Origin of the sequence: Actinomyces sp. HMSC08A09 (genome assembly GCF_001807465.1) — a bacterium.
GTDB lineage: Bacteria > Actinomycetota > Actinomycetes > Actinomycetales > Actinomycetaceae > Actinomyces > Actinomyces oris.
The window spans coordinates 6,788-18,870 of sequence record NZ_KV789124.1; the positions used below are offsets into that span (position 1 = coordinate 6,788).

At 70.8% G+C, this 12,083-nt stretch carries 11 protein-coding genes and 1 tRNA gene; 5 read left to right on the forward strand and 7 right to left on the reverse strand.

All coding sequences use genetic code 11. The features are described from left to right. Nucleotides 1–127: 127 nt before the first annotated feature. A complete protein-coding gene (locus HMPREF3165_RS07225; protein WP_070511961.1) occupies nucleotides 128–1,036 on the forward strand; it encodes an alpha/beta fold hydrolase in 909 nt (302 codons plus the stop codon). 154 nt (nucleotides 1,037–1,190) lie between these two features. Here the strand turns inward: HMPREF3165_RS07225 and HMPREF3165_RS07230 are convergent, their stop codons facing one another. The 3 genes from HMPREF3165_RS07230 to nth all read right to left on the reverse strand — a co-directional run bounded on the left by HMPREF3165_RS07230 (nucleotide 1,191) and on the right by nth (nucleotide 4,440). Next, a complete protein-coding gene (locus HMPREF3165_RS07230; protein WP_070511963.1) occupies nucleotides 1,191–2,579 on the reverse strand; it encodes an ABC transporter permease in 1,389 nt (462 codons plus the stop codon). A gap of 34 nt (nucleotides 2,580–2,613) precedes the next feature. Then, nucleotides 2,614–3,453, reverse strand: a complete 840-nt coding sequence (locus tag HMPREF3165_RS07235) for an ABC transporter ATP-binding protein (protein WP_141745028.1) — start codon at nucleotides 3,451–3,453, stop codon at nucleotides 2,614–2,616. A 216-nt stretch (nucleotides 3,454–3,669) separates the two neighbouring features. Continuing rightward, on the reverse strand, nucleotides 3,670–4,440 hold the full coding sequence (nth, locus tag HMPREF3165_RS07240; RefSeq protein WP_141745029.1) for an endonuclease III: 771 nt from the start codon (nucleotides 4,438–4,440) through the stop codon (nucleotides 3,670–3,672). Nucleotides 4,441–4,730: 290 nt separating this feature from the next. Here nth and HMPREF3165_RS07245 point away from each other — a divergent pair, with 290 nt between their 5' ends. Next, nucleotides 4,731–5,408: a Crp/Fnr family transcriptional regulator gene (locus HMPREF3165_RS07245; RefSeq protein WP_003787943.1), complete on the forward strand. Its 678-nt coding sequence runs from the start codon at nucleotides 4,731–4,733 to the stop codon at nucleotides 5,406–5,408. 156 nt (nucleotides 5,409–5,564) lie between these two features. Here the strand turns inward: HMPREF3165_RS07245 and HMPREF3165_RS07250 are convergent, their stop codons facing one another. Then, nucleotides 5,565–5,756, reverse strand: coding sequence for a Sp36 family protein (locus HMPREF3165_RS07250; protein WP_003787945.1), 192 nt, complete (start codon nucleotides 5,754–5,756; stop codon nucleotides 5,565–5,567). A gap of 57 nt (nucleotides 5,757–5,813) precedes the next feature. Next, nucleotides 5,814–6,149, reverse strand: a complete 336-nt coding sequence (locus HMPREF3165_RS07255) for a WhiB family transcriptional regulator (protein WP_020991983.1) — start codon at nucleotides 6,147–6,149, stop codon at nucleotides 5,814–5,816. Between the two features lie 517 nt (nucleotides 6,150–6,666). Between HMPREF3165_RS07255 and HMPREF3165_RS07260 the strand changes: the two genes are divergently transcribed. Beyond that, nucleotides 6,667–8,742 (forward strand): transglycosylase domain-containing protein, encoded by a 2,076-nt coding sequence (locus HMPREF3165_RS07260; RefSeq protein ID WP_003787948.1) that lies wholly within the window; start codon nucleotides 6,667–6,669, stop codon nucleotides 8,740–8,742. Between the two features lie 51 nt (nucleotides 8,743–8,793). Further along, the gene (locus tag HMPREF3165_RS07265; protein WP_070511965.1) at nucleotides 8,794–9,780 is read left to right on the forward strand and encodes a metallophosphoesterase; all 987 of its coding nucleotides are present in this window, start codon (nucleotides 8,794–8,796) and stop codon (nucleotides 9,778–9,780) included. A gap of 169 nt (nucleotides 9,781–9,949) precedes the next feature. Here HMPREF3165_RS07265 and HMPREF3165_RS07270 read toward each other — a convergent pair whose 3' ends face one another. Both HMPREF3165_RS07270 and HMPREF3165_RS07275 read right to left on the reverse strand, forming a co-directional pair. Beyond that, nucleotides 9,950–10,864, reverse strand: a complete 915-nt coding sequence (locus tag HMPREF3165_RS07270) for an SDR family oxidoreductase (RefSeq protein ID WP_070511967.1) — start codon at nucleotides 10,862–10,864, stop codon at nucleotides 9,950–9,952. A 264-nt stretch (nucleotides 10,865–11,128) separates the two neighbouring features. Beyond that, entirely contained in the window at nucleotides 11,129–11,677 is a 549-nt protein-coding gene (locus tag HMPREF3165_RS07275) for an O-acetyl-ADP-ribose deacetylase (RefSeq protein WP_003787954.1), read from the reverse strand. Between the two features lie 280 nt (nucleotides 11,678–11,957). Here HMPREF3165_RS07275 and HMPREF3165_RS07280 point away from each other — a divergent pair. Continuing rightward, a tRNA-Pro gene (locus HMPREF3165_RS07280) sits at nucleotides 11,958–12,031 on the forward strand. The last annotated feature ends 52 nt before the right edge of the window (nucleotides 12,032–12,083 follow it).

The following is a 12,083-nucleotide window of genomic DNA, read 5'->3' on the forward strand; positions in this document are numbered from 1 at the left end:
CCGGGACGACACGCACCCAGCCGCGCAGAATGTCCCCGGCGGGCGCCCCTGAGGCGGTGCAGGACGACGCGGGCGGTGCCGGGCGGCCCCGTCGCCGGTACGGGGCGCCGACCAGTAGGCTGCTGGCGTGCCTGTTGACGTCAATCGCCCCGGCCCCTGGACCCACCGCAACCTCACCGCCCGCGGCACTCGTTTCCATGTCGCGCTGGCGGGCCCCGAGGCCCCGGCCGGAGCCGGTCCCCTCACCCTCCTGGTGCACGGCTTCCCCGAGTGCTGGTGGACCTGGCGTCACGTCATCCCCGCCCTGGCACAGGCCGGGCACCGCGTGGCGGCCCTCGACCTGCGTGGCTTCGGAGGCTCGGACCGGCCGCCGTCGGGCTACGACCTGGTGACGCTCGCCCAGGACCTGGCCGCCGTGGTCCGCTCCCTGGGGCACGAGCGCGCCGTGGTCGTCGGCGCGGGGCTCGGCGGTCAGGTCGCCTGGGCGCTGCCGCACCTGGCCCCGGACCTGACGACGGCGATCGTCCCGGTCGGCGCCCCCCACCCGCTCGCGCTGCGCTCGCTGCGGGCCCGGGCCCTGTCCGGGCCGGCGCTGCAGTACGCGAGCCTGCGGATCCCGGGCCTGGCCGAGCGCCGCCTGCGCAGCCGCAGCGCCCTGGAGGGCCTGCTGCGCTCCTGGGCCGGGCCGCACACGCGCGAGGCACTGGCCGAGGAGGCCCCCTACTACGCCGAGCTCCTGTCCCGACCCGGCGCCGCCCGCAGCGCCCTGGAGCCGCTGCGCAACCTCGTGCTGTCCCGGGCGGAGACGGCGGCCCTGGACAAGCCGGTGGCGGTGCCCGTCCTGTCGGTGCAGGGCGAGCTCGACCCGGTCCAGCCCGCCCAGGCCTACGCGCGCGACACCCACCACGTGGCCGGCAACCTGCGTCAGGTAACAGTCCACCGCTCCGGCCACTTCCCCCAGGAGGAGACCCCAGCCGGGTTCGTCCGGGCCCTGCTGCCCTTCCTGGCCGACGTCGCCCCGCCCGCCTCCGTCTGAGGCCGCGAGCCGGGCACTTATCACGCAGCCCCGTTGTTCTTCGGTAGGTCTGCACATGAAGTGCCCGGCTCGACGGGTGCAGCGCGGTCAACCCGACGCCGCCACCCGGCTCAGCGGGTGCAGCACGGTCAACCCGGCTCCGGCTCACACCACCTCACACCGGCTGGCGCAGGTTGTCCATGAGGGAGCGCCGGTCGAGCTGGGCGGGCAGCCAGGTGGTCGCCACCGCGAGCGCCAGAGAGATCCCGCTGACGAGGGCCAGCAGCCCCACCGGAACCGAGGCGACCAGGACCGCCGTCCCGCCCCCGGAGTACAGCGCGGCGTAGACGGCGCTGACGGCGGTGGCCGCCAGCCCGAAGAGGATGCCGGTGACGGCGTAGATGACACCCTCCAGCGCCGTGGAGGCCAGAACCGTGCGGGTGCGCGCCCCGATGACCCCCAGCAGCGCCCCCTCCTGGCGTCGGGCCCGCCCCACCATGGCGATATTGGCGATCCCGCCGACGCCGGAAATGAAGAAGGTTGGAACCCCGACAGAGAGGAACCCGCTGACCGAGCCCTGCGCGCCCATGGCCTGCCCAGCCCCGACGGCGGCGTAGACGGTGCCGGTCAGGGCCACGGCGATGGCGAAGGGGACGATCGTCGTCATCGACAGGGAGGCGCGGTGGCGGGCGTTGGCGCGGGCGGCGAACCAGGCGGGGCTGCGGCCCGGGATGAGGGCGGTCCACCAGGTCAGCAGTGGCCGCAGCGTCCAGTTCGGCACGCTCAGGGCAGCGATCGCGGCGAGGAGCCCCATGGAGGCGCCGGCCATCGCGCGATCCCCCGGGTCGTTGAGGTTCATACCGGACGTGGCCATCTCCGCCCTCTCCGCGTCACTCATGGGTAGAGAGCTCTCGAAGGGGGTCATGACCAGCCCCAGGAGCATGATGCCGACGACCACCCACTGCCACCACCGGGTCCGGGTCTGCGGGGCCGTGGCCTCCCGCAGCGCCTGCATCTCGGGGACCGACGCCGCCCGCCGGGCCGGCCCCATCGCGCCCAGGACGCAGAACAGCATCGTCACGGCGATGGTCAACGGCACCCCGAAGCCCGGCATGATGATGGGCAGATTCTGAGGAAACACATCGAACTCCCGCCAGGTGAGCAGGTAGACGCGGACCAGCGGCAGGCTGACCACCGCCCCCATGACGCCTCCGAGCAGCCCGATCACCCCGACCTGCGCCAGGATGATGCGGCGGATGCGGCTGCCGGGGATGCCCAGGACCTTCCACAGCGCGTGCGAGCGCTGCTGGGCCGAGACGGTCAGACCCAGCGTCGTGGACAGGATGACGGCGGTGGCCAGCCCCGCGTAGGAGACAAGGCTGGAGCCGATGATGTGGGCGGCGTTGATGAGCTCGACCGAGCCCTGGGCCTGGGCCCAGCTCAGGGCGCTGTACCAGGCGGAGATGATGACGCCGATGATGGCGCCGCCGACAGTGGCGACGAGCAGTGACCACAGCCACTGGCGGGCGTGGTGGCGCAGGTCGTTCCAGATGAGTGTGACCATGATCTTCTCCGATCCTCTCCTGATCCGGTTCCGGTCAGGCGGCGCGCGCGGCTCGCGCCGAGTGGACGAGCTCGGCGATCTGGCGGGCGTCACGGCAGCCGGTCCACTGCACCAGGTGCCCCTGACTCATGACGGCGACCGCGTCAGCTCTGGCGGCGGCCTCGACGTCGTGGGTCACCATGACCACGGTGGTGCCCTGCTCGGTGAGCCGGCGCAGCCAGTCCAGGACGAGGGCGGCGGAGTCCAGGTCGAGGGCGCCGGTGGGCTCGTCGGCGAAGACGATCCGGGGGCGGCTGGCCATGACGCGGGCGATGGCCACGCGCTGGCGCTCCCCTCCGGAGAGCTGGTGGGGCTTGAGGCCGGCGCGGTGAGCGAGCCCGACGGCGTCAAGGGCCTCCTGGGTCTGGGCGCCGTTCAGGGGACGCCCGGCCAGGCGCGAGGGCATGGAGACGTTGTCGGCGGCACTCAGGGAGGCGATGAGGTTGTACTCCTGGAAGACGAAGCCGACGTGGCGGGCGCGGAACCGGGCCCGCTCGGCGGCCCGCATCCCGGAGGTGAGGGCGCCGAGCATGGTCACCTGTCCGCTGGTGGGCTCATCGAGGCCGGCCATGCAGTGCAGCAGCGTGGACTTGCCCGACCCGGAGGCCCCGACGACGGCGGTGAAACTGCCCTCGGGCAGGTCGGCGTCGACGTGGTCCAGGGCGGTGACGCGGGCGTCCTGGCGTCCGGGGACCTCGTAGACGCGGGTCAGGCCGCGCAGCCGGATGGCGACCGGCGACGTCGGGCCCGGCCCGGCAGGCGGAGTGGCGGACGGCAAGGATGAGGCGGGGGCGGCGGTCGGGTCGGAGGAGGCCAGGGGCGAGTGAGCAGTCATGACTCCAGCCTGACGGCGCCGGCCCTCCCAGCCCATCCGGCCATCTGGCGAATCAGGGGTGGGGCTAGCCCGACACCGGCCCGGACACCTCCACCTGACGTCCCCGAGAAGCGCATTCTTCGCGTATCCCTGCAGAAACGGTAGGGCGACGCAGCGTCCGCCCGGCTCGGCGTCAGCTCAGCGCCGGCCTAGCGCCGGCCTACACGGGCTCGGCCCTCAGACCCCCACCTGCGGGCACAGCCCGGCCTCGAGCAGCGTGCACTGGCCGCAGCGGGGCGAGCGGGCCGAGCACACCTGGCGCCCGTGCTCGATGAGCCGGTGGCAGCCGTCGGTCCAGCGCCACGGCTCCCACAGGGCCGCGATGTCCTTCTCCACGCGCAGCGGGTCCTTCGACGTCGTCCACCCCAGGCGGCGCGAGAGCCTGCCCACGTGGGTGTCCACGGTGATGGCGGGCTGGCCGAAGGCGTTGCCGAGCACGACATTGGCGGTCTTGCGCCCCACTCCCGGCAGGGCCACGAGCTCCTCGCGGCTGCGCGGCACCCGCCCCTCGAAGCGCTCGGTGAGGGCCTGACCGATGCCGAGCAGGTGGCCGGCCTTGGCGCGCTGGAAGCCGAGCGGCCGCAGGATCGCCTCGAGGTCCTCGCGCCGGGCGGCTCCCAGGGCGGCGGCGTCGGGGTAGCGCTCGAAGAGCTCGGGGGTGACGGTGTTGACGCGCGCGTCAGTGGTCTGCGCCGACAGGACGGTGGCCACGAGCAGCTGGAAGGGGCCGTCGTGGTCCAGGGCGCAGGCGGCGTCGGGGTAGAGGGTCATGAGCTCGTCGTCGACGGCGTCCGCGCGCCGGGCCGGCTCAGTCGTCAGCGCCGTCTCGGCAACCTCGGGGGCAGCCCCGGCCGCCCCCGCCACCTCGGCCTCAACAGTCTCGCTACTCACTGCCCTGCGCACTGTGTCCTCTCTCCGCGATCTCATCGGCGGCACCACCAGCACCACCCGCGCCCCAGCACCACCCGCGCCGGAGGGTTCCTCCTGCGAGCCCCGGTCCGCCTCTGATCGGGTCGTCCCCCGCAAACCGCCATTGCAGTCGATCCCGCCGCCTGCCCGCAACCTCACGGATGGGACCGTGTCGCACGACGCACCCGATCTTGCTCACTTCCCTTTGACCTGCAACACACGGGGGCTACAATGCTCGACGGCGTGCCACAGGTCACAAGCCGTGGCAGGATAGACCCGAGGGCTCCCGCATGCGGGATGCCAGCCCCCTAACCACCAGGAGGATCTCCGTGGAAGACAGCATTATCTCCAGGATCCCGCTCTTCGAGGGCCTGAGCCCGGAGGAGCAGGAGGAACTGCGCGCCATGATGACGCAGACGACTCTGCGCCGTGGCGAGACCCTCTTCAACGAGGGCGACTCAGGCGACCGCCTCTACATTCTCCTCTCCGGGAAGGTGAAGCTCGGCCACGCCAGCGCCGACGGCCGCGAAAACCTGCTCGCGGTGCTCGGCCCCGGCGAGATCGTCGGCGAGCTGACCCTGTTCGACCCGGGCCCGCGCTCCACCACCGCCACCGCCGTGGCCCCCACCGAGCTCCTGACGCTGGACCACAACCAGCTCATGACCTTCGTGGAGTCCCACCCGCAGCTGGCCAAGGACATGCTGCGCGCCCTGGCCCAGCGCCTGCGCCGCACGAACACCGCGCTGGCGGACCTCGTCTTCTCCGACGTGCCCGGCCGCGTGGCCAAGGCCCTGCTGGACCTGGCCGACCGCTTCGGCTCACCCACCGACGACGGCGTCCACGTCCCCCACGACCTCACCCAGGAGGAGCTCGCCCAGCTGGTGGGCGCCTCGCGCGAGACGGTCAACAAGTCGCTGGCCGAGTTCGTCTCCCGCGGCTGGATCCGCCTGGAGGGCCGGGCCGTCACGCTGCTCGACGTCGACCGCCTGCGCCGTCGCGCCCGCTGAGGTCCCGTCTCGGGTCGCGAGCCCTCAGCGCAGCGCACCGGAGAAGCCGCCGGGCGCTGACACCCGCATCAACCGCAGAGACGACGCCGCGCCTGCAGCCGGAAGGTACCGACCGCAGGCGCGGCGTCGTGCGTGCTGGCCTCGCCGGGCGGCCCGTCAGGACCGGGGGCGCTTGAGGTAGGCGATGAGGTTGTCCGTGCCGGAGGGGCCGGGCACGACCTGGACGAGCTCCCAGCCGTCAGCACCCCACTGGTCGAGGATCTGCTTGGTGGCATGGGTGATGAGGGGGACGGTGACGTACTCCCAGGTGGTGGGCGCAGCGGATACGGGCTCAGAAGATGCAGTCATGGACCTCAGCCTAGAGCCCGCCGCCAGACGCCGGAAGCCGGCAACGCGGGACGGCCCTCAGGAGGCGCAGCGCACCCGGGCCAGGATGCGAGGGGCACGGCGGGCATGAATCTCGGCGACGAGCTCGTCGTCCTCGCGCTCGAGCCACAGGCCCCAGTCGTCGACCTCGGGGAAGCGCCGCAGCAGCGCCCGCCTCTCCCGCTCGGTCAGCCCGCCCCAGACGCCGAAGCTGGACTCGGAGTTGAGCGCCTCGGCCAGGCACTCCATACGAACCGGACATGCGAAGCACAGGGATCGTGCGTCGCGCTGCTCAGCGCCCTTGCCGAAGAGCTGGTCAGGCTCGACGGTGGCGCAGGCCGCTTGGGCCGCCCAGGTCTGGTCGTCTTGAATCATGCTCACTCCCGATCCATTCAACGGCCGACGCCGTTGTCGGTCACGTCACAGTCGTTACCGTATGGCAATCGAGTGTCTCTCACCAAATCCTCCCCTCGAGACCTGGGCAATCCGATCGGCGCAGATCCCCGACAGCGCGCCGAAGATCAGCACCGACAAGGAGAGTTCTCTGATAGCGAGCCGATTGTCGGACATCGAGCCCGCTGCGCCCCGAGCCTTTCCCACGGCTGGGGATTCCGGTTCTCACGGACGGCAGGACACCTCCGAACCGCACTCTCTCTCCAGGGATCGTGATGTCACCGTGACTCTCACCTGGACAATTCCTAAGAATTTTCTGTACGCCGGAGCTGTCTCGCTATGTGACCGAGCCGCCACGCCGCCGGGCGCCCGCCGCGCCGTCGAACCACCCCGCAGCCCCGCCGGAAAGACGGTGCCGAGCCTGCCTCCAAGGGTCTTCCCAGCCCGAAGAGGGTCTACGCCACTGCATCCTCCAAGCGATTCCACGTAGGCTGACGCCATGGCGAAATCCTCTGCGCGCGGGCGCTCCCTGACACCACCCCAGGTCGTCTCGATGCTCGTGGTCTTCCTGACTCTCTCGTGCGTCGGCGGGGTCCTGTCCGCGGGCTTCGCCGCCCCCTTCGTGGGCGCCACGGCAGCGCTGACCAAGGCATCCGCCGAGCTCTTCGAGGAGCTCCCCAGCGACTTCAACGTTCAGCCGCCCAGCCAGATCTCCACCCTCCTGGCCTCCGATGGCTCCGAGATCACCAAGTTCTACGCGGAGAACCGCATCGTGGTGCCCCTGAGCTCGATCTCGGTCAACATGCAGAACGCGATCGTCGCCGTCGAGGACCAGCGCTTCTACCAGCACCAGGGCGTCGACCCCACCGGCATGGTGCGGGCCCTGGTGTCCAACAACGCCGGCGGCTCGCGTCAGGGCGCCTCCACGCTGACCCAGCAGTACGTGCGCAACACCCTCATCGAGACCGGCCTGAAGAACGACGACCACAAGCTCATCCGGGACGCCACGGAGAGCACCGTGGCCCGCAAGCTGCGGGAGATGAAGTTCGCCCTCAGCCTGGAGCAGAAGTACTCCAAGCAGCAGATCCTCGAGGGCTACCTCAACATCGCCGCCTTCAGTCCCTCCACCTACGGGGTGGAGGCCTCCTCGCTGCACTACTTCAATAAGCACGCCAAGGATCTGACGGTGGCCGAGGCCGCCCTGCTGGCCGGAACCACCAACGCACCCAGCGCCTACGACCCCAAGTCCCAGCCGGAACTGGCCAAGAACCGTAGGGACTGGGTGCTGGCCAAGATGCTGGAAGAGAAGTTCATTACCAAGCAGCAGTACGACGAGGCCGTCAACTCCGAGATCAAGCTCGATATTCAGGACTCGCCCGCGGGCTGTGGGGCTGCGGGCAGCTACGCCTACTTCTGCACCTATGTGGTCAATGAGATCCTCGGCTCGGAGAACTTCGGACCCAATGTCGCCGCCCGCCGTCAGCTCCTGACGCGCGGTGGCCTGAAGATCACCACCACCTTGAACCTCGAGCGTCAGAGTGCCGCCGACTCCGTCATTCAGGCCAGGACTCCGATCGGGGGCTCCGACGGAGCCAACTCCACCATCGTCTCGATCGAGCCCGGCACAGGACGAATCCAGGCGCTGGCTCAGAACACCAATTACGAGGACTCCCAGCTCGTCTTCGCAGCGGACGCCAAGCACGGTGGAATCGAGCTCCCCGACGGAAACGTCGGCTTCCAGCCGGGGTCGACCTTCAAGGCAATCATCCTGGCCGAATGGCTCAAAACCGGCCACACGCCCTACCAGATGCTGAACGCGTCCGCGCCGAAGAACTACGGGCCCAATACGTTCACAGTTTCCTGCGATCCCGACCGTGCGGCCGGCTCCTGGCCCGTCAACAACGTCGCCGGAACCAACGCCGGCATGATGACCGTCAGAGAGGCCACGAAGCAGTCCATCAACACGGGCTTCACCGAGATGCTCAGGGACCTCGATGTCTGCGAGGTCACGAAGCTCGCCGCCTCCATGGGCATCACCAAGGCGGACGGGAGCCAGCTGGATCCTGACCCCTCCATCGCCCTGGGAAGCACGCCCGTCCCACCGCTCAGCATGGCCAACGCCTACGCAACCTTCGCCTCTGGCGGCAAGTACTGCAAGCCCATCGCCATCGACCAGATCCTGGACGCCAGCGGCACCTCGATGGCCGTACCCAGCGCTGACTGCACCCAGGCCATGGACCAGGGTGCCGCGGACGAGACCGCAAAAACGCTCCGGGCCACATCCGAACCAGGAGGTACCGCTAAGGACGCCGTCTTCGGCCGACCGATCGCGGGCAAGACCGGAACCACGGATGAGGCTGAGAACACCTGGTTCGTGGGATTCACCCCGCAGCTGTCCACCGCGGTCTGGATCGGTGACGCCACGGAGAGCGGCAGGAGCCTTGTCGGCAGGACGATCGGAGGGGTGTACTTCCCGAGGATTTACGGTAGTGACCTGGCCGTGCCGATGTGGCGCGACTACATGTCCCAGGCCGTGGCGAACGATCCTGCCCTGCCCATTCCCTCCCACGGGTGAACGACTCTCCCCGCGAGAACGACAACTGCACAGAACAGGACCCGACTCCCCATGACGCCCTGCCCTGCCGGCCGCGCCGCTCTGTCCGTCATCGGCACCACCGCTGCCCTGGGGGCGGCCACGCTGGCCTACAGCCTCATTGAGGCCAGGTGCCCCGTGCTGCGGCGCATCGACGTGCCGGTGCTCGCCGCCGACGAGGAGCCCCTCACGGTGCTGCACCTGGCCGACCTTCACCTGACGGGCCACACCGAGGCGCGGGTCGCCTGGGTGCGGCAGCTGGCGCAGCTGCAGCCCGACGTCGTCGTCAACACCGGCGACAACCTCTCCCTGGCATCCGGGCTGGAGCCGCTGCGGCGGGCACTCGAGCCGCTGACGGGTCTGCCCGGGGCCTTCGTCATGGGCGACCACGACTACCGCTCCACCGTCTTCCGCCTGCCGACGCGCTACCTGCACCGGGACCCGCGCAAGGCCGCCAGCCGGGTGCGCGACGAGGACATCGAGGCCCTGCCCTGGGAGGAGGTCCGTGACCTGCAGGCCGCAGGCGGCTGGGTGGACCTGACCAACCGACGCGGCTCGCTGACCGTGCGCGGGCGGCGCATCGAGCTGGTCGGCGTCGACGACCCGCACGCCAACCGCGATGTCCTGCCCGTCCCCGAGGCCGCCGACTCAGCGGAGTCGGCCACCTCCCTGCCGGCGATCCGCGACCATGAGGGCCGGGCTCTGCGGCTGGGGCTCACGCACGCCCCCTACCGGCGGGTCCTGGAGGCGATGTCGGCCGACGACGTCGACCTGGTGCTGGCCGGGCACACCCACGGCGGGCAGCTGTGCGTGCCCGGGGTGGGGGCACTGGTGACCAACTGCGACCTGGACCGGGGGCGCGCTTCGGGGCTGTCGCAGTGGCCGGGCCGGCTCGGGGACCCGCGGGCCGCCGACCACATGTACCTGCACGTCTCCGCCGGACTCGGCACGAGCCCCTACACGCCCGTGCGCCTGGCCTGCCGGCCCGAGGCCACGCTGCTGCGCCTGCTGCCGGCCTGAAGCGCCGCGTCCCAGCGCTCTCCCGCCAACACTTCAACAGAATCTTCAGAATCGACCCGGAGCCGCGTCGATTCTGAAGTTTCGGTCGAAGTGTGTGGGGGTCGCGGGGCTCGCGCAGTAGGACGGGGCATGCAGAGCGCACAGGTACACCGGCGCCTGGGCGCGGCAGTCAGCGGCGCCAGCGGGCGAAGCCGCCCTCGGAGTTGATGACCTGCCCAGTGATCCAGCGGGCCTCATCGGTGAGGAGCCAGGTGATGAAGCGGGCCGCGTCGTCGGGCTCGCCCCAGCGCCCCTGAGGGAACATGACGGCGGTCGCCTCGCGGTCCTCCTCGGTGACGTAGCCGGTGTCGACGGGGCCGGGGTTGACCGTGTTGACGGTGATGCCGGCGTCGATGAGCTCATCGGAGATCGTTGGGGTGAGGCCGGCGATGGCGGCCTTGGCGGCGGCGTAGGCGATCTCCCCGGGCAGGGGACCCAGGCCCTGGCCCGAGGTGAGGAAGACGATGGACCCGCGGCGGCGCGCGGAGCCGGCGGGGGCGGGCGAGGCGAAGCCCTCCTGGGCGGCGAAGGCCTGCGCCAGGAGGATGGAGGCGCGGGCGTCGACGGCCCAGTGGGCATCCAGGACGGCCTCGGTCATCTCGCTGAGCGACCCGTCAGGGCTGCTCATGGCCTGGTTGCACACGAGGGCGTCGAGGTGGCCGGCGGCGGCCGCGGCCTGCTCGACGACGCGGGCCGGCTCCCCGGTGGCGGCCAGGTCGGCGGGGATGTCGATGAGCCGGGCGGGGCCGACCAGGTGGGTGCGGATGGAGGCCATGACGGCGTCGATGTTGTCGGCGCCCCAGGGCTGGGAGGCGTCGTGCGGGCGGTAGTGGTGGGCGACGATGCTCGCCCCGTAGTCGGCGGCGCGGCAGGCGATGGCGTGGCCGATGCCGATGCGGCGGCTGACTCCCGTCACCAGGACGGTGCGCCCCGCCAGGGGCAGGGGGTCGCGGCCGACGGGGCCGACAGGTCCGGTGGTGCCGGTGGGGCCACCGGAGTCGCCCAGAGTGGTGGAGGGGTGTCCGTGATGAGCGTCGGTGGTCATGCAGGCGAGTGTAGGAGGACGGTCCACGCGTACGGGGACTTTTTCTTCCATCCGGGGACATTCCACGCGGGCGGGTGCCGTTGCCTCCGGGCGGGGACAGTCCGCGCGTCCGGGGACAGGATTCCGGTCCCCCGCCGCGTCAGGCGTCCCTGGCCGTACTGGATGGTCCCCGACGGCGTCGTTTGTCCCCGTCAGTTCGAGGAGAGGGGATGGGAAGACGGTACAGAGGAGAGGGCAGAGGGAAGACCCGGGCGGGTCGACGCCTCAGTGCTCGGTGCGCGCGAGCTCGCGGGCGAAGGCCTCGTGGTTGTCTGGCGAGGACAGGACGAAGCGGATGAGTTTCAGGCTGCCGACGGCGTCGGGATCGGTGTGGGAGCGCTGCTCGACGGCGCGGGCCGCAGCCACGGCGATCTCGGCGACCTGGGCGATGGGCCATCCGTAGACACCGGCGGAGACGGCCGGCAGGGCGATGCCGGCGCAGCCGAGCTGGATGGCGAGCTCCAGGGAGCTATCGAAGCAGGCACGCAGGAGGGCGGGGTCGTCCTCGCCGGCGTGGAGGTTGGGGCCCACGGTGTGGATGACCCAGGCGGCCGGCAGGTCGAAGCCGGGTGTGGCCACGGCGCGGCCGACCGGCAGTCCGTCGGGCAGCTCGGTGTCACGCACCTTCTGGCAGGCGTCGAGCAGGCGGGGTCCGGCGGCGCGGTGGATGGCGCCGTCGACTCCTTTTCCGCCCAGGAGGGTGCTGTTGGCGGCGTTGACGATGGCGTCGACCTTCTCGGTGGTGATGTCGCCGACGACGGCCTCAATGCGCATGGGAGCTCCTTGTCTGCGGCGGGTGCTCAGGGGTGTCCTCACGTCTTGTCGGTCCTTGCGCCTTTCGGGCGGAATGGGGCCCGAGGATGAGCGGGCTCGAGCCAGTCAGGGCGCTCAGGGGCGCGGGCCAGCAGGTGGACCTGCCGTGAGCAGCCTGGCACGGTGGGCGCCTCGGGCCAACCGGGTTCCCACGGGGAGCGAACACCGACGTGACGGAGGACTCAGCCGATCCGATTTCCTCCCCGCGGTGGGTGGAGGCTATGCTGTCGCCTGCTGCACACGGGGTGTGGCGCAGTTTGGTAGCGCGCTTCGTTCGGGACGAAGAGGTCGTGGGTTCAAATCCCGCCACCCCGACGATGAGAAGACCCATGAGCTTGCTCATGAGGTCTTCGAAAAGGAGGGGGTA

Excerpts from the sequence above, each read along its gene's own strand:
- HMPREF3165_RS07255 (WP_020991983.1), bottom strand. The coding sequence starts at position 6,149 with ATGATTCAAGACGACCAGACCTGGGCGGCCCAAGCGGCCTGCGCCACC.
- HMPREF3165_RS07250 (WP_003787945.1), bottom strand. The coding sequence starts at position 5,756 with ATGACTGCATCTTCTGAGCCCGTATCCGCTGCGCCCACCACCTGGGAG.
- HMPREF3165_RS07265 (WP_070511965.1), top strand. The coding sequence starts at position 8,794 with ATGACGCCCTGCCCTGCCGGCCGCGCCGCTCTGTCCGTCATCGGCACC.
- HMPREF3165_RS07230 (WP_070511963.1), bottom strand. The coding sequence starts at position 2,579 with ATGGTCACACTCATCTGGAACGACCTGCGCCACCACGCCCGCCAGTGG.
- HMPREF3165_RS07275 (WP_003787954.1), bottom strand. The coding sequence starts at position 11,677 with ATGCGCATTGAGGCCGTCGTCGGCGACATCACCACCGAGAAGGTCGAC.
- HMPREF3165_RS07270 (WP_070511967.1), bottom strand. The coding sequence starts at position 10,864 with ATGACCACCGACGCTCATCACGGACACCCCTCCACCACTCTGGGCGAC.
- HMPREF3165_RS07260 (WP_003787948.1), top strand. The coding sequence starts at position 6,667 with ATGGCGAAATCCTCTGCGCGCGGGCGCTCCCTGACACCACCCCAGGTC.
- HMPREF3165_RS07235 (WP_141745028.1), bottom strand. The coding sequence starts at position 3,453 with ATGACTGCTCACTCGCCCCTGGCCTCCTCCGACCCGACCGCCGCCCCC.